This is a genomic window from Micromonospora sp. NPDC007271 (assembly GCF_040634005.1).
In the GTDB taxonomy this organism is placed as follows: domain Bacteria; phylum Actinomycetota; class Actinomycetes; order Mycobacteriales; family Micromonosporaceae; genus Micromonospora.
In genome coordinates, this window is sequence record NZ_JBEYER010000024.1 from 59,103 (window position 1) to 76,571 (window position 17,469).

The window sequence follows — 17,469 nt, forward strand, 5'->3', positions numbered from 1 at the left end:
TTCTCACAGGAGATCCCCGATGACCACGAGCACCGTGAATCCGACCCGCCCCACCGCCACCGCCGTGGCCGTGCGGGCCCGCGACGTCGTCCGCACCTACGGCCGCGGCGACGCTGCCGTCCGCGCCCTGGACGGCGCCACAGTGTCCATCCCGGCCGGCCGGTTCACCGCGATCATGGGCCCGTCCGGCTCCGGCAAGTCCACCCTCATGCACGCGCTGGCCGGCCTGGACACCGTCGACGCCGGGCAGATCCTGCTCGGCGACACCGACCTCACCGGCCTCGACGAGCGGGCGCGCACGCTGCTGCGGCGGGACCGGATCGGCTTCGTCTTCCAGAGTTTCAACCTGGTGCCGACCCTGACCGCGCGGGAGAACATCGTCCTGCCGCTCACCCTGGCCGGCCGCCGGCCCGACCCCGAACGGCTGGACCGGCTGGTCGCCACCCTCGGCCTGGCCGACCGGCTACGGCACCGGCCCGGGCAACTCTCCGGCGGCCAGCAGCAACGGGTCGCGGTGGCCCGCGCCCTGATCACCCGACCGGAGATCGTCTTCGCCGACGAGCCGACCGGAAACCTCGACTCGCAGGCCGCGGAGGCGCTGCTCGGCTTCCTGCGGCAGGCCGTCGACGAGTTCGGGCAGACCATCGTGATGGTCACCCACGACCCGCACGCTGCCGCGTACGCCGACCGGGTGGTGTTCCTCGCCGACGGCCGGATCGACGGCGAACTCGACGCACCGACCGTCCCGGCCATCCTGTCCCGCATGGCGCGCCTGGCCGCGCCCGCAGCCACCGGAGCGAACTGACATGTGGCGCCTGACTCTGCGTACCACCCTGGCCCGCCGTGCCCGGCTGGCCCTGACCCTGCTCGCGGTCGTCCTCGGCGTCACCTTCGCCACCGGCGGCCTGGTCCTCACCGACACCTCCGCCCGGCTGCTCGACGACCAGTTCCGCACCGCGACCGCCGGCGTCGACCTGACCGTGCGGGACGCCGTCGCCTTCGACTCCGCGATGGGCGTCGAGGTCGCCCGCGACCCGCTGCCGGCCGACCTGCCGGCGCGGATCGCCGCGGTGTCCGGGGTGGCCGACGCCCGGCCGCTGGTCCGCGGCCAGGGCCTGCTCGAGGTGGGCGGCAAGGCGGTCGTGCCGGGCGGCGCGTCCCTGCTGGCCTCCTGGACGCCCGCGCCGACGGGCTCGTTCACCATCCGCAGCGGCCGGCCGCCGGCCGCCGACGAGGAGGTGGTCCTCGACGAGGACACCGCGCGCGGTCACCGCGTCCGGCTCGGCGACACCGTCACCGTCCGGGCGACCGACACCGCCCGGCTCCGGGTGGTCGGGCTGGCCGGGTTCGGTGCCCGGGGCGGCCTGCCGAACAGCACCGTCGCCCTGGTCACCCTCCCGTCGGCGCAGCGCCTGCTCCGGCTCGGCGCCATCCGAGGTGGCGGTCGTGGCCGCGCCCGGTGTCGCCCCCGAGGAACTGCGCGGCCGGATCAGCGCCGCCGTCGGCGCCGACTACGAGGTCGCCGCGAGCCGCGACGTCGCGGCGGCCGGCGCGGCGGCGGCCCGCGACCAGCTGAGCTGGCTCCAACTGGTGCTGCTCGCCCTGGCCGGCGCCGCGCTGCTGGTCGGCGCGTTCCTGATCGCCAACACGTTCGCCATCGTCGTCACCCAGCGCACCCGGGAACTCGCCCTGCTCCGGGCGGCCGGTGCGACCGGCGGGCAGGTGCTGCGCTCGGTGCTCGGCGAGGCGCTGCTGGTCGGGCTCACCGCCTCGGCCGCCGGGCTCGTCCTGGGCGTCGCCGCCGCCACCGGCATCCGGAACCTGGCCCGCGCGTTCGGCCTTCCGCTGCCGGCGGGCGGGCTGGTGCTGACCGGCCGGACCGTGCTGGTGGCCTTCGCGGTCGGCGTCCTCGTCACCGTCGGCTCGGCGCTCGGACCGGCCCGGCGCGCGGCCGCGGTGGCGCCGGTGGCGGCGCTGCGCCAGGCGGCCGCCGCCCGTACCGGACGGATCCGGGCCGTGGTCGGCGCGCTCGCCGTGGCCGTGGGCCTGGCCGCGACCGCGGCGGTGCTCGCCGCGGACGCGCCGGTCGCGCTGCTCGGGGTGGCCGCGCTGGGCGCCGTCGGCGGGCTCGCGCTCCTCGGGCCGGCGATCACCCCCGCCCTGGTACGCCTGGTCGGCCGGCCGCTGGCCGCCGCCGGCGTGACCGGCCGGCTGGCCACCGACTCGGCGGCCCGCACCCCGCGCCGGACCGCGGCGACCGCCCTGGCGCTGGCCCTCGGGCTCGCCCTGATCAGCTTCATGGCCGTCCTCGGCAGCTCGGTCAAGAGCTCGGTCCGGCAGTCGTACGCCGAGGTGATCACCGCCGACCACGTGGTGGAGAGCGCCCGCAACGAGATGCTCGGTGGCCTCTCCCCCGCCGTGTACGAGCGGGTGAGCCGGCTGCCCGAGGTCGCCGTCGCGTCCCGGCTGCGCTACGGCCACTGGCGCGACGGGGACGCCACCGGCGCCCTCACCGCCGTGGACCCGGCGACGCTGCCCCGGGTGGCGGCCCTGCACCTCACCGCCGGCAGCCTGGCGGCGCTGAACGGCGGGGGGATCGTGCTGGCCGAGCACGTGGCCCGGGACCGTGGCCTGGCCGTCGGGGACGAGCTGCCCATGACGTTCTCCCGTACCGGCACCCGGCGCCTCGCCGTCGTCGGTCTGCTGCGTGACGGCGACGCCCGGGCGCTCTCCACCGACTACCTCATCTCGCTGGACACCTTCGCCCGGCTCTACAGCGAGGAGATGGACGCGAGCGTGCTGATCCGCACCGCCGACGGGACGGACCGGGCCGCCGCCGAGCGGGCGATCAACGCGGCGCTGGCCGACACCCCGACCGCCCAGCTGCGCGACCAGGCCGCCGCGGTCGACGGCCGGACCCAGATGATCGACCAGGTGCTCGGCCTGGTGACGGTGCTGCTGATGCTCGCCGTGCTGATCGCCCTGCTGGGCATCACCAACACCCTCGCCCTGTCGATCACGGAGCGCACCGCCGAGATCGGGCTGCTCCGCGCGGTCGGGATGACCCGCCGGCAGCTGGGCTGGATGATCCGGGCCGAGGCGGTGCTGGTCGCCGCGCTGGCCAGCGTCCTGGGGATCGCGCTGGGCGTCGGCTTCGCCACCGCCACGGTCCGCGCGCTGGGCCGGGACGCCCCGACCGTGCTGGCCGTACCGGCCGGCCGGCTGCTGGTGGTGCTGGCCGTCGCCCTCGCCGCCGGCCTGCTCGCCGGTCTGCTGCCCGCCCGCCGCGCCGCCCGGCTGGACGTCCTCGCCGCCATCGGCACCCCGTGACCCGTTCCGGGCGGCGCCGGGCCTCCCCCGGTGCCGCCCGGCCCTTTCCCCGTCTGCGGCACCGGCCTCCTGCCGGTGCCAGCCAAAGGAGAAGACCATGACCGACACCGTCACCATCCGCCCGGCCGGCCCCACCGACGCCGCCACTGTGGACACCCTGGTCCGGGAGATCGCCGCCCACGAGGGCGACGCCGCGCACGTCACCGTCACCGCGAACGGGTGGCGCACCCTGCTCGGCCGGGACGACGTGACCGTCCTGCTCGCCGAGCGGGCCGGCGAGCCGCTCGGCTACGTCTCCGCGCTCCGCCGCCTGCACCTGTGGTCCGGGCGGGACATCCTCGCGCTGGACGACCTCTGGGTCCGGGCGTCCGTCCGGGACGCCGGGGTCGGGCGGGCGCTGATGCTCGCGCTGGCCCGTACCGCCGCCGACGACGGGCTGATCATCCGCTGGGAGGTCAAGCCGGAGAACGCCGGGGCGCAGCGGTTCTACCGGCGGCTCGGCGCGGGGTTGTTCACCAAGGTGATCGCCGGTTGGCGCCCGGAGAGCTACCTGCCGCTGCTGTCGCCGGAGACCGACGAGGCAGCTACGCCCGCGTAGGACACTGGCGGGTCGGTGGTGGCCGGCGCAGCGCGGCCGGCCACCACCGGTGACCAGGAGACGGCGAATCGGCGCGACCGCCCGCGGCAGCCCGACGCCCTCATTGCCTTCCGTAATGCTCGGCGATGGTGGTGAACGCGGCTTTGGGCTCCCATGGCAGGTCGGGGTAGGTGTCTCCGTGGCGGTCGTCGAAGACCTTGACGATGCCGTAGCTGGCCAGGTCCAGGTCGTCGCGGGGATCGCCGTCGGGGCGGTGCGGATGGTCGTAGAGCGCGAAGATGAACACGAAGGCGGTGTCGACGCCCTCGGCGTCGAAGACCTCCAGCAGCTCGCGTAGATAGGCCGCCTGGCCGGCCTCGTCGCGGACGTACGTCCCGTTGAGTCGGACCGGCCCGGTGTCCTGGTCGTACTCGACGATCTCGAGTCCTTGCGCGCCCCGGTCGCCCGCGCCCTGGTAGGTGGCCGAGCCGAACTCGGTGATCGCGACCGGCTTTCCTTGAAGTACCGGGCTGCGCATGCCCTCGGCGAACGTCTCGGCGAACGTCCCGGCGGTCTCGGCCGACCGGTAGACGTCCATGGACACGATGTCGAAGGGCGTCCAGTCGACGCGGTCAATTGGCACCGAGGCGTAGGTGATCTTGCCACCGAACCGCTCGCGGACCAGGGCTACGGCTTTGCCGAGGAAGTCGTTCACCCGGGTGCCGGCCTCGGCAATCAATTCGCGCCCGCGGGGCGACTGGCTCAGCAGCCCGATCCGTTCCTCGACACTGCCGCCCGGCAGGAATCCCGGGTTCATCAGGCTCAGCTCGGCGCCGGTGACGAACACGACCGCGCCACCGCGCCGCCGCAGCCGCTCCGCCCGCTCGGCACAGTCGGCGAACAGCGACAGCATCTCGTCGGCAGTCGTCTCCAGCGGATACGGCGAGAACCAGACCTCCAGGCCCAGGTCGACGGCGAACATCGCGGCGGTCTCGATCCGCTCGGGATCGCCGCCGGTCACGCGGACGGCAGTGCAGTGCAGATCGTCCCGAATGATACGTAGTTCGCGTTCGACCAGCTTCGGCTCGAAGCGCTGGCGGGAGTTCACGCCGTGGCGGACGAATCCGGTGTCGTAGGTGATGCCTCTGGCGCGCACGTAGGGGTCCTTCCGCGTCTCCGTAAGGTACTGGCAGTACCGTATTTTGACGGAGGTCCCACGTCAAGTGGATCCTTGGAAGGAACGAGCAGTACCGATCGCAAGGAAGAGCATGTCGGACGACCCGATGACGCAGGCCCGTGCCGGACAGACCCGGCGACGGGGCGCGGCGCTGGAGGAGGCGATCCTGCGCGCCGCGGCCGATGAACTCACCGAGTCCGGGTACGCGGGGCTGTCCATGGACCGGGTCGCCAAGCGGGCAGGCACCAACAAGAACGCGATCTACCGCCGGTGGCCGGACCGCCTCACTCTCGGCATCGCCGCCTACAAGCAGTTGGCCACGACGATCCAAGCTCCCGACACCGGTGAGCTACGCGAGGATGCCCTGGAACTGCTGCGCCGAGCCAATCGGCACTGGAGCTCGCCGCTCGGCACCATCCTGCGGGAACTGCTGGCGGCGGCCGGCAGCGCGCAGAACCTCGCGGCGCGACTACCAGAGCAATCCACCGACGCCATGACCGCCATGTGGCTGGCGATCCTCGGGCGCGCCGTCGCCCGCGGGGAAGCCTCCCCTGAATCCCTCCACCCCCGGGTCGCCACCGTGGCGATCGTGCTGCTCCGGAACGAGTTCGTCACGCGAGGCGTGCCCACCGCACCCGACGAGGTCCTCATCGACATCGTCGACGAGGTGTACCTGCCACTCGTGCGGAAGCGCGGCACGGCATAGTCCGCGCAGTCAGTACGGGCCGCCGCCACCGCCGCGGCCGGCCCCGTCCCTGAGGAGGAGACGGCCCATGGGCGCGACCGCCGGGCGGCCCTCGGCCCGCGACCGGTCGATCGCGGGCTAGGCCCGGTCGGCTTCGGGTTCGGGTTCGGGTTCGGGTTCGCCGGGGAGGCTGTCCATGAAGGAGCTGACCGAGAAGACCGCTCGCCCGGGGCCGGCCGGGCCGTAACCGGGCGGGCTGGACAGGCCGTTGGCGTCCATGACCGCCCGGTACACCTCCAGCAACCGGACGTGGTACTCCAGCGGCGCACCCTGCGGGTTGGTCCGGCCGAGCGGCGTCGTCGGCTCGGGACACCAGGTGGTGAACCGCGGCGTGATGCCGCGGGACATGAAGTACTGCAGGCCCTCGGCGGTGGAGTCGATCGCCTCGTCCACGGTCGTGAAGCCGTGCGGGGCGGCCATCTCGACGCCCGCCACGAAGTTCGGGATGACGTTGCGCGGGCCGAAGACCTCGGCGGAGTCGAGGATGCGGCGGTGCCACTCCTCGCGGCCGACGTAGCGCTCCTTGCCGGGGCAGTAGAGCTCGAACAGCCGCTTGTCCCACACCTCGTAGTTGGGGTGGTAGATCTGGATCCCGTAGTCGCGGAAGCGCTGCACGTCGGCGCGGGGCAGGGCCTGGGCGACGACCTTGCCGATCCACCGGCCCGGGAAGCGTTCCTCGATCGCCTGGGCGTACTGGCCGTAGAAGTCCGCTTCGGCCAGCCCACCGACGTGGGAGGTGATGCTGCCGCCGGTGAGGGTGTACGCCTGGGAGGCCTTCTCGGTGTCGTGCTTGTCGATGATCGCCAGTGCCTCGAGGATCTCGTCGACCGGCTTGACCCCGGTGTACGGGCGGCCGGCCGCCTTGTGCTGGCGCCAGTTGTGGTTGATGTCGCAGTACTGGCACTCCTCCTTGGCACCGAAGTACTGGCAGACCCGGAAGGCGGTCAGGTAGATCAGGTAGCCCCACTGGATGGTCGGGGCGACCTCCATGACCGACTTGCCGTTGGCAAGGGTGTGCCGGTAGTAGTCCGGCATCGGCGGGAGCCCGACCTCGGCGATCGGCCGGTCGTCCAGGAACAGGCGCAGCCGCCCCTCGTCGTCGCTCTTGACCCGGTACGGCGAGCCGGGGTTGGTGCGGACCGAGACCACGGTGCGGCGCAGCCCGTACGGCCCGCCGGTGAGCACGATCTCCTCCGGCGGTCGCCGCAGTGCGGCGGTGCCCAGCTCAGGAAGCGTGCGGTGGTCGAAGGAGAAGATGAAGTACGACTTCGGCTTGACGTCGCCGTTCTCGTTGTCGGTCAGGGCCGAGTCGTCGAAGGCCAGGCCGCCGCGCAGCAGGTCCTCCTTGATGACGGCCTCGCGCGGCACGTGCGGGAAACGGCTCATCAGGTCTTCGACGAGATCGGTACGCGATGCCATGCACTCTCCTGAGCAGGGTTTTCGAACGCCCCCAACGGTCACAGCATCCCTCAAGGTATCTCCCGCCCCCGCTCGGGGTCTTCCGATGGTGACGTGACGAACGTCCCGCCGTCGTACGTGTTGACCTGAAGTACGGTTCAGGTCCTAGCGTTCGGCGGTACCGCTCGGAGAGAGGAAAATCCCCATGCGACTGTCACGTCTGTTCACCCCGCGCACGGTGGTAAGCGCGCACTGCGACCTGCCGTGCGGGGTCTACGACCCGGCGCAGGCACGGATCGAGGCCGAGTCGCTCAAGGCGATCGCCGAGAAGTACCAGGCGAGCGAGGACCCGGAGTTCCGTACCCGGGCTCTGATCGTTAAGGAGCAGCGGGCCGAACTGGTCAAGCACCACCTGTGGGTGCTGTGGACCGACTACTTCAAGGCGCCGCACTTCGAGCAGTACCCGCAGCTGCACAGCCTGTTCAACGAGGCGACCAAGCTGGCCGGCGCCGGCGGCGCGAAGGGCTCCGCGGACCCGGCCGTGGCGGAGCAACTGCTCGCGAAGATCGAGGAGATCTCGAAGATCTTCTGGGAGACGAAGCAGAGCTGACGCGGAGGGGCACGGACAGCGGGTGACTGCCTCGTCACGGCATGCTGTCCGGATGCCCTCGACTCCACATGTGCCACGCCGGTTGTCGTTCCTGCCGTTCCGGGGCAGCAGGGCGATGCGCTGTTCCACCCGTGACCGCAACGACTCCGCTCCCGAGGCGGTGTCATGGCTGTGCGGCCGTCGCCACGGCGACCGCCGGGTCACGCGGCCTCGAGGGACCGCTTGGCCAGGCCGAGGGCGTACCCGTCAATGGTGGTGGTCGGTGCTGCGGTGGGGTCGGTGGCGGCGCCGAGCGTGACGAACAGCGGGGTGAAGTGCTCGACGGTGGGGTGGGCGTAGGGCATGCCCGGGGCACTGGAGCGGAACCGGGCGAGCTCGTCGACGTCGCCGCGGGCCAGCGCCTCGGCGGCCCAGTGGTCGAAGTCGGACGACCAGCCGGGCACCTTGTCGAGGTTCCGCCAGTCGAGGAACGGCAGCCCGTGAGTCAGGTAGCCCGACCCGATCACCAGCACTCCGGACTCCCGCAGCGTCCTGAGCCGCCGGCCCAGCGCCATCAGCCGGTCCGGGTCGTGGGTGGGCATGCTCAGCTGCAACACCGGGATGTCCGCGTCCGGGTACATGATCTTCAGCGGCACCCAGGCGCCGTGGTCCAGGCCGCGGTCACGGTGCTCGTGGACCTGCTCGGTGTCGGGCATCAGCGCGACGACCTGCTGGGCGAGCTCCAGCGCGGGCGGGGTGTCGTAGCGCATCTGGTAGTACATCGGGTGGAAGCCGCCGAAGTCGTAGACCAGATCGACCGGCTGGGTGCTGGTGATGCTCAACGGCGCGGACTCCCAGTGCGCCGAGACGATCAGGATCGCCCGCGGTTTGGGCAGGGCCCGGGCCCAGGTGTGCAGCTGGATCATCCAGTCGGTCATCTCGAACAGCATCGGGGCGCCGTGGCTGAGGTAGAGCGCGGGCAGCGGCCCGTCGGCCGGCGTCCACGGCCGGTGCCGTTGCGCGTTCTCGAGGGTGGCGGCCCGCCGGAGGTGCGCGGCGAACGGGTGCTGGGCGGGGATGAGCGCGTCGGCGGCTGCGGTGGCGTGGGTGGTCATCGATTTCTCCTCGGCGATGGGTGCTGCGCGAGACGCGGTGGGTGATGGCGTCGCGGGTGCCGGCCCCTGTCCTGGAAACCGGCGCCCGCGGGCCAACGGGCCAGATGGCGTCCGGGCGGGTCAGGCCACGATGCCGAAGCCGCCGGTCCAGGAGACCTTCTCGCCCGCGGCAAGGCTGATCTGCAGGAAGCCGAGGGCCTCCAGCTCCCGGGCCCGCTTGAGCGCGCCGGCGTCGATGGCCTTCACGCCGGACGCGCCGATCACCTCGATGAGGGCGGCCTTGGCGTCAGCGTCGTCGCCAGCGACCAGGACGGTGGTGGTCAACGGTCCGACGGTCCCGGCGGCCAGCGTGCCGGCAAAGGTGGTGTTGAACGCCTTGAGCACGCGGGACCCCGGCAGCCTGCCGGCGATCTCGGCGGCGGCCGAGCTGTCGGCGGGGACGGTGAGGGAGTCGAAGGTCTCGAAGTTCACCGGGTTGGTGATGTCGACCACGATCTTGCCCGCGAGCTGCTCACCACGCTGGGCGAGCACCTGGTCGACGGCCGGGTAGGGGACCGCGAGGACGACGATGTCGCCAGTGACCGGCTTGTCGATGTCGGCCTTGCCGAGCAGCTCGACGCTGTTGCCGCCCTTCGTGACGACGCTGGAGATGGCCTGGCCCATGTTGCCGGTGCCGATGATGGAGATGTGTGCCACGAGGAATTCCTTTCGGAGCAGATGGTTGAACTTTCAAGTAACACCATAGCAGGTTTACTTGCGTCGTCAACTATTTGGGTAGGGTGTGAGGATGAGCAAGCAGTGGTTGACCAGCGAACAGTTGACGACGTGGGTGCGGCTGGTCGCACTGGTGGAGCTGCTCCCCGGCGCCTTGGACTCACAGCTGCGCCGCGACGCCGGGCTGACCCACTTCGAGTACCTGATGCTCGCGATGCTGTCGGAAGCTCCCGGCCGCACGCTGCGGATGACCGCCCTCGCCGCGCGTACGAACGCCACCTTGCCGCGGCTGTCCCACGCGGTGCGTCGGCTGGAGGACCGTGACCTGGTGGAGCGACTCCCCTGCCCGGAGGACAGGCGGGCCACCAACGCCCGGCTGACCGAGGCGGGCTGGCAGAAGCTGGTGGCATCCGCGCCCGGGCATGTCGCCACCGTCCGGCACCACGTGTTCGAGGTGCTCTCGCCGGAGCAGGTTGCGCAGCTGGCCGAGATCACTGACGCGATCCTCGACCGGCTGGACCCCGAGGGTGTGATGACCGCCCCATACCAGCACCCCACCACGCCGGCCGACGCTGCCGAGCCGGATCGTCCAGGATCAAGCCGGACGACGAGGCCCTGATCGTTGCCGCGAACTGTCGCCGCGCGGCAGGTGGGTGAAGTGGAGAACCGTGGCGTCGTCGGGGAGCCGAGCATCGGGGGCTCCGGAGGCGCGGGCCTCGGCCTGCCGGACGCGACGGATGATCTCGGCCGGCCCGTCGGCGGCGAGCAGTTCCAGTACGCCCGGCCAGTCGGCCAGCCCGTACGGGCTGACGATGCGGCTGGCGCCGTTGCTGAGCAGCGCGACGCTGCGGAGGTCATCAAGGGGCCGGCTGCCGGTGACCGCTTCCTGCGCCGCGCGCGGATCGTCCTTGGCGATCCAGTAGCCGCCCGGCTGGTTCCGGCGAGCCCGCAGCGCCTCGGCACAGGAGGCTCGGATCCGGTCGTACTCCGGCGTACCCGCTGGAACGCCGGCCAGGGGCGCGGAGCAGATGCGCCTGGCCGTCACCTCACGCTCGTCGGTGACGACCTGCGGGCCAGCGCAGACCTGGTCGAGGACGAGGAAGGAGTCCGCGAGCAGGAGATAGTCCAGGCGGCCCCGGTGGGCGCGGACCATCAGCACGGTCGCCTGCGGGCTGCTGGGGTTCGTGATGTCGCAGGTGTCGCGATGATCAGCGGCTAGCTCGTCGATCGCGCCGGCGAGGATCGCCGCGAGGTCTTCCCCGTCGCCACGCGACAGCCGGCCGAGCAGCGCGCCGCCGAGACGGTGCGTGTACCAGGCGACACCGTGGGAACAGATCGACTCAGTGCCCGGGATGCCGGCGCCGTCCAGCAGCAGAGCGGCGCCGGGAACAGCGCTGGCGAAGTCCTCGTTCGCCCGGCCGGCCCTACCGGCGCTCGTCGCCATACTGGCGTGCACTCATCGACTCCTACGTCAGGGGCCTCATCTGGACCGCGCCGGCCAGGTACTCCCGGCGTCGCTGCGGTTCAAACTTTTCGATCACGTACCGCAGCATGACCCGTGGCATGACCCGGTAATGCCGGGCGAGGAACTCCTCCGCCGCCGCCCGGTCACGGTTGCCCACCTCGCGCAGCATCCAGCCCACCGCCTTGTGAACGAGGTCGTGCGGGTCGTGCAGGAGCCGTTCACTGAGCCGGAAGGTCCCATGGAAGTCGCCGGCTTTGATGAAGGCGAAAGTTGCCATGACGGCCATCCGCCGATCCCACACCAGGCTCGACTCGGCCAACCTATCCAGTACGCTCCGGTCCTTGTCGATCAGCCAGGGGCCGACGATGTACGGCGCGGACGAGTCCACCAGGTCCCAGTTGTTGATGCGGCCGGTGTTGGCCAGCACAAGGTTGAAGATCCGGCCGCGTTCCGCCTCGTCCCCCTTGGTGAACTTCCGTACCAGGATGAAGAGCGACGTCAACCTCTCCTCGTGCACGCCGCTGGTCAGCAGCATCGCCGTCTCGGCCAGGGACAGATCGCGCCAGTACCGGCCGGCCACCCTGCGCTGTTGCGGCACGGAGACGCCGATGGTCCGGTCGCCCTCGCCGTACCCGCCCGGAATCATCTGCAGAAACCGCCCCACTCCCTCCGCCCGGCCGGGGTCGGCGAGGCTGGCGAGTTCGTGCCGGACGTCCGCGATCGTGGCCATGACTGTGCAACCTACCGCGACCTCACGTCTTCGGGCCGTCGCGACGTGGACCCGATAAAGGAGCCCTACGATTGGGACGTCCTCACAGTAAGGATGGTGGCCATGGACTCAGATCCGGAAGTCGAAAGCCTCAGCCCTGAGGAGCAGGAGATACAGAGTAGACTTCTGCAGGCTCGCGAAACGGCGAATACGATCTCAATGGCGCTCAACTATGTTGAGCACCTTTTGAATCCCGCAAATCCGTACACGCCAGCGATGAACACACCATCAGTGAGGGCTCTGGGCCAGTAAGGCCCTCGGGGGGGCTGCCCCTCGCCTGGCTCAACCCTCCCAGGCACCGGCATCACTCTTCCTAGCCGCACCGTCCGGGCCCGTCCGGCACAGGAGGTGGTCCCGATGCTGGCGGGCGCTCACGAGCTCCTACGCGCAACAGGGGCCGACTGCCGCGATCTTGCTCCCCCACGGGCTGCCGTCACGTCGTTAGAATCCCGGCCCGTGACGTCATCCCCCACCGCGATCGATGTGGCCCATTCCCTGTTGCAGGAGGGCCGGTTGGTCGAAGCCGAACAACTCATGGTGCGCGAGCTGCAGACGGTCGCGGCGAAGCACGGTGCCGGCAGCCCGGCCTGGGCGTCAGCCCAGTGCGACCTGGGAAATGTCCTGCTGAACGCCGACCAGCTCGACCGCGCGATCGAGTGCTACCGCCACGCGACCGCCGCATCCACCGACGAAGATCCGCAGGTTCGCAGGGATCACCTGACCTACCGGCTCAACCTGGGCATGGCGCTACGGATGGCCGGGCGGCTCGACGAGGCCGAGGCCGAACTCCACCGCGGTGCCCAGGACCGGCTCGCCTTCTACGGCCGCGAGCACGCCGGGTACGCCTTCGGCCTCGAACCGCTGGCCGACGTGCTGCTCCAGCGCGGCAACGTCGGGCAGGCCCGGCAGATCATCGAGGAGACGGTAGGCAACTTCTGGCGCAACGGGCATGAGCGGGTCGCGACCGCCCTGGCGTTGCGGGCGGTGATCGTGCAGGCCCGCGACTCCGGGGAGGTGCTCTTCCCCGGCCTGGACCAACTGCCGGACGAGGTCGTCGAGCAGGTGGCGCTGTCCGTCATGAGCCGGCGCGGCCACGGCGACCCGACGACGTACCGGGCCGTCCTCACCGACCTTGTCGCCGCCCTGGAGGCGCGACTCGGTGCGGACCATCAGGCGACGCTCAACGTGCTCTCCGTACTGGCGAACCTCGCGGCCGACCTGGGCGACCAGGCCAGCCGGATCGACGCGATCCAACGAGTGCTCGCCTCCTACGATCGTCAGGGCAGGGTGGAGGAAGCTCTCATGGCGGCTCTCGGCCTGGCCCTCGCGCAGAGCAGCGCGGGCGATGACGAGGGAGCGTTGCGGACGTACGCGTGGGCGCATTCCACGGCGCAGCGCACCGGCCGCCCGGAGTTGGCGAGCCAGGTGCTGCGCAACTGGGGCCTCGCCTTGAAGGAAGCCGGCCAGGTCGGCCCGGCGGAACAACGACTCGGCGAGGCAGTGGCCCAGGCTCGCCGGGGCGCCGACTACGACACCCTCGGCCGGGCGCAGATCGCCCTTGGCCTCTTCCTCCAACACGAGGGACGGCTGACGGACGCACGAGCGGTCCTGGAGGAAGGACTGTCCGTCCTGGATCCCGTCCACCCGGACGCCATGGTGGGCCGCAGTCACCTCGGCGCGGTCATGGACGGTCGCACCTGTGGATGCGGCGACATGCAGGGAACGATCGAGGAGGCATTCCGCCAGTTCGTCACCAGTAAACTGCCCGTCGACCTCCTGGCCGGCTTGGACGTGACGATCGAGGACGGCGACTTCCAGATCAAGGTCGAGTTGCGCCGCGAGCCGACCGAGGACGAGATCGAACGCCTCAACGGCATCCTCCAGTCCGCGCACGCGGAGTTCCGCCGCCGGATCGCGGAGCCCCGCTACGCAGGCTGATTCGCTGTGGCAACAGGGGCATCACCGCTCCGCCACGACGCGTCCTCCCCGGCTGTGCCCGTACCAACGAGCCGGACCAACGAGACAACGAGCCGGTCAGTCCTCGTCTGCCGCCGTTGGCGGGTCCGGTACGGCGCGTCTGCGGCGGCGCAGCGCCACGGCGGCCAGCGTACCGATGCCGATGACGACGAGGCCGGAGGTGCCCGCGGCCCAGCCGACGGTGAAGCCGCTGCGCTGGGCCTTGTCCAGGGCGACGGTGGTGACCTGCGGGGTGGGTTCGCTGGTGGGAGCCGCGATCACGTCCGGCGCACTCGTGCTCGCCCCGGGTGGGGACGAGGGTGACGTGGTCGAGGCGTGGCTGGGGCTTGCCGACGCCCGGCTGGAGCGCACCGGAGTCGCGTTGGAGCGGGTGGGAGTCCCACTGGGGCGTACCGAAGCGCGGGTGGTCGGAGTGGCCGCACCCATGATGTAGATCTGGAAGTTCAGGTCCACGTCATCCGTGCCACCCTTGCGGTTCAGCGCCTCGTACAAGCCGAAGCCGGCGGACTGCCGCTCGGGATGCTGGACCGTGCGAAAGATCTTGTATCGCAGCACAACCGTCTGGGACGCGCCGACGGCCAACGGTCCCGGACTGGGACAGTACTGCCCGCCGTTGGGGTCTGGACGGCACCCGGTACCACTGACGAACCGGGTGCCCGGCTGGGTCTCCACGCCGGTCAGTGCCCACTCCGGCTCAACGGCGGGCCCATGGTTTCTAACCGTCACGCGGATGCTGACCGTGTCGCCCACCCGCCCCTTCGCGTTCGTGGTGGACACCGACAGATGGGTGGAATCCTCCACCCGAGCCAGGTGAGCCAAGGCCGGCGCCGACGGGACGAGCAGCATCCCGCCGATGGCCAGAAGGCCGCAGAACACCGGACGTCGGAGAAGTCGGCCCGCCACCCTACGCCCCCCTGCGTACATTCGGGTCCCCTCCACCGAGCCCACGGGCGGGCCCGCTACCCGTGCCCATCGGGTTGGGAAGCATATCGGTCCGCTGCCATGTCCGGCAGTCCGTGCCACCCGCCGCAGGAGGGCTCGGATTCGGATTTCCCGCTTTCCTCGAACGGGGGTAGCGGCCGGACTGGCGTACCGACATCAGGCGAGGCGCCGAACGCGCACCGTTGCGCGCTGGTTTCTCAGGTGGCCCAGCTTGTGCTGGCGTACCTGCTCGTCCCAGACCTCCTGGTCGTGGTCCGGGTCGGGCGGGATCCACCGGTGCGAGCCGTCGCTGTAATGGAACTTCTCGTCCCCCGGCCGCAGGATGCTCACCGCAGCCAACCCAGGAAACGCCGATGCAGCGCGCCGGCCGGCGCCCAGGTCAGATCCGCGGTGGCGCGGACGAGCTGCGCCCCCAGGTAGAGCGCCAGCGAAACCGGGGCACCCTCGAACTCCGCCCGCAGCTCCCGCCGCCGCGTCGCGCACGGCCACGGCGCCCCGCAGCCGCCGCAGCTCCAGATCGGCAACACCGGCCCGTGGGTGGTCACCGCACACCGCCCAGGAAACGCGCGGTGATCACCCGCGCCTGCCGGCTGGTCGCCCACTCCACCTGCCAACACGGGTACGGAATCAGCCGCGACCACCACGCCCGGCAGCCGGTGCACATGCCGTCCATCCCTCGTAGATGCACGGCAACGATCATTTGCTCCTGCTCGTTGTTCACTCGGCTTCTCCCTGCGGCCAGTGGCCACGGTCGATCGGAACCCGGTGACGGGCACGGCAGGGCAGCTCGGCACCACAACGGCAGACCCGCCGCCACCGCCGCCAAGACCAGACCGGCCGGTGACGCCGAGCGATGCTCAGGGCGGTCGCGAGCAGATACTCCTCGTACGAGACACGCTGTGCCGGTGGTGTAGAGACGTCATCACATCCGACGGTGCGGGTGGATCGGCGCCACCGCCGGTCCGGCACCGCCCGAGTGAACTCCTCAACCGGTATCCGAGCCGCCTCGGCCAAGGCGAGGAGCCGCCGCTTCGCCGCCTCCCGCTCAGCCGCCTGGATCTGCTGTCCCGCGTTTTGCCTGGCGGCGTCGTCCCGACCGCCCATCCCCACCTCCGCCGGTAGGGGCGCGACGGCCAGCCGTGAAAGAACCTAAAGCCGCCGCACCCGGCCAAGGGAGGCAAGCGCCTCACCCGAACCGGACACTAGAGCCGATCGGTGATGGCGAAATTACCGCTGGTTATGAGGCCAGGCTGATACCCAAACGGCCGGCCAGCAGCCGTAGTTCGGCCGGGACGGCCCGACGCTTCGCCCGCCGCGCCATCGCCACGACGGCGCTCTGGACAAGGGGGTTCAGCGCGAAAGGCACCGGCGCTGCCTGCTCCGCTCGCACGAACGCCGCCAGCGCCTCGGCGTCCCGGCGGCCTGATTCGGCCAACGCGCGGCCGAGGTCGAGCCAGTACGACATCTGGCGAATCGACGCGGCGAGGACCTGCGGTCGTACCGTCCGGGACAGCTCGATCACCCGGCCGGGCTCGCCCAGCTCCGCCGCGATGGACATCTCCCACAGCCCGACGTTCGTCGGCCCGAACCCGCAACCGTTGAACCCGGCACCGTCCGGTGGATCCCCGATGGTCGCCGCCTCACGTGCCGCCTCAGCGAGATGATCGCGGGCGATGTCCGGTCGCCCGCTCACCGTCGATGCCAGCGCAGCCGAGAGGTGTAGCTGACCGAGCATCTGCCGGACCCGCTCGTCGGCGGCAGCGCCCTGAAGCTCAGCCAGCGACCGGTCGGCGGCCCTGGCGGCCAGCGGCGCGGCCTCGATCGGCAGACTCTGTGTGTAGGCGAAGCGGGACGCCCCAAGCCACGCAGGCTCCTCGACGTCCTCAGCGGCAGCCACCGCGACCCGCGCGGCGTTGAGCGCCAGGTGCCGGTATCCGAGGTGTCGCAGGCACGTCGAAGCCTGGTACGCCACCTGAGCGAGCACGGTCCCCCCGACGGCAGCGGCATCCAACAGAAGGCCGGGGAGCAGCCGGGCCATCGCCGGATAGTTGGAGCGGTTGCGGAGCTGGTCGCTGCGCGCGATGTCGGCGGCCAGCTCCTCCCTGGTACGGGTCGACGGTCTACGCTCGCCATCCTCGATCTCGATGAGGGCGGACCAGATCGCCGGCACGCACTCGGCGGCGCGCTCCCGGGCCGGGTCGCCCGGTTCCGTGCCCTGACCGAGCAGGTCAGCCACCGTGACCTGCAGGGCGGCGGCGATGGCCACCAGGGTGGAGCGACGGTCGATGGTCTTGCGGCCGGACTCGACCTGCGAGATGTACGACTGGCTGACGTCCGCGAGCCCAGCGAGAACGGCTTGGCTCATCCCGCTACGGCGCATCCTCCAGTACCGGATCCGGGCGCCGATCGTGTCGATCTTCCTAGCCATACCTTCGCCTGCTTCCCAGGTGTTCGCTCCTCGGTGGGCCGCCCTTTCGGACGGTAACCCGGCTACGCCGACCGGGGCCAGGGGCTGAGCCGGGAGGGTCAATCGTCCGCCATCGCGACTGGCGCACGCCACATGGTTAAACCATTCGCGACTCCTCGAGCATCCGCTTCTGCCGATGACAGCTGGTCGCAGCCCCCGTACGTTGGCGTCATGGCGACTTTTTGGACCTTGGGATGCGATGCC

General features: G+C 71.1%; 17 protein-coding genes and 2 pseudogenes. 8 read left to right on the forward strand and 11 right to left on the reverse strand.

Annotated features, from left to right (window positions below; translation table 11 throughout):
• The first annotated feature begins 19 nt into the window (after positions 1-19).
• The 4 genes and pseudogenes from ABZ570_RS11545 to ABZ570_RS11560 all read left to right on the forward strand — a co-directional run bounded on the left by ABZ570_RS11545 (position 20) and on the right by ABZ570_RS11560 (position 3,928).
• Positions 20-805 carry an ABC transporter ATP-binding protein gene (locus ABZ570_RS11545; RefSeq protein ID WP_358060651.1) on the forward strand — a complete coding sequence of 262 codons (786 nt, stop codon included), beginning with the start codon at positions 20-22 and terminating at the stop codon, positions 803-805.
• A 1-nt stretch (position 806) separates the two neighbouring features.
• Positions 807-1,406 (forward strand): annotated as a pseudogene (locus ABZ570_RS11550) (ABC transporter permease); the annotation flags it as partial.
• A gap of 40 nt (positions 1,407-1,446) precedes the next feature.
• Positions 1,447-3,330, forward strand: a complete 1,884-nt coding sequence (locus tag ABZ570_RS11555; protein WP_358060654.1) for an FtsX-like permease family protein — start codon at positions 1,447-1,449, stop codon at positions 3,328-3,330.
• Positions 3,331-3,427: 97 nt separating this feature from the next.
• A complete protein-coding gene (locus ABZ570_RS11560) occupies positions 3,428-3,928 on the forward strand; it encodes a GNAT family N-acetyltransferase (protein WP_358060657.1) in 501 nt (166 codons plus the stop codon).
• A 100-nt stretch (positions 3,929-4,028) separates the two neighbouring features.
• On the opposite strand, the gene ABZ570_RS11565 is transcribed toward ABZ570_RS11560, so the two are convergent.
• Complete coding sequence (locus ABZ570_RS11565; protein ID WP_358060660.1) at positions 4,029-5,063, reverse strand: hypothetical protein; 1,035 nt, start codon at positions 5,061-5,063, stop codon at positions 4,029-4,031.
• A 112-nt stretch (positions 5,064-5,175) separates the two neighbouring features.
• Here ABZ570_RS11565 and ABZ570_RS11570 point away from each other — a divergent pair, with 112 nt between their 5' ends.
• On the forward strand, positions 5,176-5,790 hold the full coding sequence (locus ABZ570_RS11570) for a TetR/AcrR family transcriptional regulator (RefSeq protein ID WP_358060663.1): 615 nt from the start codon (positions 5,176-5,178) through the stop codon (positions 5,788-5,790).
• Positions 5,791-5,907: 117 nt separating this feature from the next.
• On the opposite strand, the gene ABZ570_RS11575 is transcribed toward ABZ570_RS11570, so the two are convergent.
• A complete protein-coding gene (locus ABZ570_RS11575; RefSeq protein WP_358060666.1) occupies positions 5,908-7,248 on the reverse strand; it encodes a radical SAM protein in 1,341 nt (446 codons plus the stop codon).
• Positions 7,249-7,432: 184 nt separating this feature from the next.
• Here ABZ570_RS11575 and sodN point away from each other — a divergent pair, with 184 nt between their 5' ends.
• Positions 7,433-7,837: a superoxide dismutase, Ni gene (sodN, locus tag ABZ570_RS11580; protein ID WP_358060669.1), complete on the forward strand. Its 405-nt coding sequence runs from the start codon at positions 7,433-7,435 to the stop codon at positions 7,835-7,837.
• A 200-nt stretch (positions 7,838-8,037) separates the two neighbouring features.
• Here the strand turns inward: sodN and ABZ570_RS11585 are convergent, their stop codons facing one another.
• Together ABZ570_RS11585 and ABZ570_RS11590 are read right to left on the reverse strand one after the other, a co-directional pair.
• Entirely contained in the window at positions 8,038-8,931 is an 894-nt protein-coding gene (locus tag ABZ570_RS11585; protein WP_358060672.1) for a class III extradiol ring-cleavage dioxygenase, read from the reverse strand.
• A 120-nt stretch (positions 8,932-9,051) separates the two neighbouring features.
• Positions 9,052-9,627: an NAD(P)-binding domain-containing protein gene (locus ABZ570_RS11590; RefSeq protein ID WP_358060675.1), complete on the reverse strand. Its 576-nt coding sequence runs from the start codon at positions 9,625-9,627 to the stop codon at positions 9,052-9,054.
• Between the two features lie 91 nt (positions 9,628-9,718).
• On the opposite strand from ABZ570_RS11590, the gene ABZ570_RS11595 reads away from it, so the two are divergent.
• Complete coding sequence (locus ABZ570_RS11595) at positions 9,719-10,264, forward strand: MarR family winged helix-turn-helix transcriptional regulator (RefSeq protein WP_358060678.1); 546 nt, start codon at positions 9,719-9,721, stop codon at positions 10,262-10,264.
• Here the strand turns inward: ABZ570_RS11595 and ABZ570_RS11600 are convergent.
• Together ABZ570_RS11600 and ABZ570_RS11605 are read right to left on the reverse strand one after the other, a co-directional pair.
• Complete coding sequence (locus ABZ570_RS11600; RefSeq protein ID WP_358060681.1) at positions 10,241-11,101, reverse strand: hypothetical protein; 861 nt, start codon at positions 11,099-11,101, stop codon at positions 10,241-10,243. The two genes, ABZ570_RS11595 and ABZ570_RS11600, sit on opposite strands and share 24 nt — an antisense overlap.
• A 10-nt stretch (positions 11,102-11,111) precedes the next feature.
• On the reverse strand, positions 11,112-11,840 hold the full coding sequence (locus tag ABZ570_RS11605) for a DNA alkylation repair protein (RefSeq protein ID WP_358060684.1): 729 nt from the start codon (positions 11,838-11,840) through the stop codon (positions 11,112-11,114).
• 396 nt (positions 11,841-12,236) lie between these two features.
• Here ABZ570_RS11605 and ABZ570_RS11610 point away from each other — a divergent pair, with 396 nt between their 5' ends.
• On the forward strand, positions 12,237-13,817 hold the full coding sequence (locus ABZ570_RS11610; protein ID WP_358060687.1) for a tetratricopeptide repeat protein: 1,581 nt from the start codon (positions 12,237-12,239) through the stop codon (positions 13,815-13,817).
• Positions 13,818-13,913: 96 nt separating this feature from the next.
• Here the strand turns inward: ABZ570_RS11610 and ABZ570_RS11615 are convergent, their stop codons facing one another.
• The 5 genes and pseudogenes from ABZ570_RS11615 to ABZ570_RS11635 form a co-directional block, all read right to left on the reverse strand.
• Entirely contained in the window at positions 13,914-14,657 is a 744-nt protein-coding gene (locus ABZ570_RS11615) for a hypothetical protein (protein ID WP_358060690.1), read from the reverse strand.
• A 297-nt stretch (positions 14,658-14,954) separates the two neighbouring features.
• The gene (locus ABZ570_RS11620; RefSeq protein WP_358060693.1) at positions 14,955-15,128 is read right to left on the reverse strand and encodes a hypothetical protein; all 174 of its coding nucleotides are present in this window, start codon (positions 15,126-15,128) and stop codon (positions 14,955-14,957) included.
• Entirely contained in the window at positions 15,125-15,343 is a 219-nt protein-coding gene (locus tag ABZ570_RS11625) for a hypothetical protein (RefSeq protein ID WP_358060696.1), read from the reverse strand. The genes ABZ570_RS11620 and ABZ570_RS11625 overlap by 4 nt, the downstream gene beginning before the upstream one ends.
• Positions 15,340-15,657 (reverse strand): annotated as a pseudogene (locus ABZ570_RS11630) (hypothetical protein); the annotation flags it as partial. The gene ABZ570_RS11625 and the pseudogene ABZ570_RS11630, both read right to left, overlap by 4 nt.
• Positions 15,658-16,035: 378 nt before the next feature.
• Complete coding sequence (locus ABZ570_RS11635) at positions 16,036-17,226, reverse strand: helix-turn-helix domain-containing protein (protein WP_358060701.1); 1,191 nt, start codon at positions 17,224-17,226, stop codon at positions 16,036-16,038.
• Positions 17,227-17,469: the final 243 nt, after the last annotated feature.

Coding starts and splice junctions, on each gene's coding strand:
- ABZ570_RS11605 (WP_358060684.1), bottom strand. CDS start 11,840: ATGGCCACGATCGCGGACGTCCGGCACGAACTCGCCAGCCTCGCCGAC.
- ABZ570_RS11575 (WP_358060666.1), bottom strand. CDS start 7,248: ATGGCATCGCGTACCGATCTCGTCGAAGACCTGATGAGCCGTTTCCCG.
- ABZ570_RS11545 (WP_358060651.1), top strand. CDS start 20: ATGACCACGAGCACCGTGAATCCGACCCGCCCCACCGCCACCGCCGTG.
- ABZ570_RS11560 (WP_358060657.1), top strand. CDS start 3,428: ATGACCGACACCGTCACCATCCGCCCGGCCGGCCCCACCGACGCCGCC.
- ABZ570_RS11570 (WP_358060663.1), top strand. CDS start 5,176: ATGTCGGACGACCCGATGACGCAGGCCCGTGCCGGACAGACCCGGCGA.
- ABZ570_RS11635 (WP_358060701.1), bottom strand. CDS start 17,226: ATGGCTAGGAAGATCGACACGATCGGCGCCCGGATCCGGTACTGGAGG.
- ABZ570_RS11595 (WP_358060678.1), top strand. CDS start 9,719: ATGAGCAAGCAGTGGTTGACCAGCGAACAGTTGACGACGTGGGTGCGG.
- ABZ570_RS11585 (WP_358060672.1), bottom strand. CDS start 8,931: ATGACCACCCACGCCACCGCAGCCGCCGACGCGCTCATCCCCGCCCAG.
- ABZ570_RS11610 (WP_358060687.1), top strand. CDS start 12,237: ATGCTGGCGGGCGCTCACGAGCTCCTACGCGCAACAGGGGCCGACTGC.
- sodN (WP_358060669.1), top strand. CDS start 7,433: ATGCGACTGTCACGTCTGTTCACCCCGCGCACGGTGGTAAGCGCGCAC.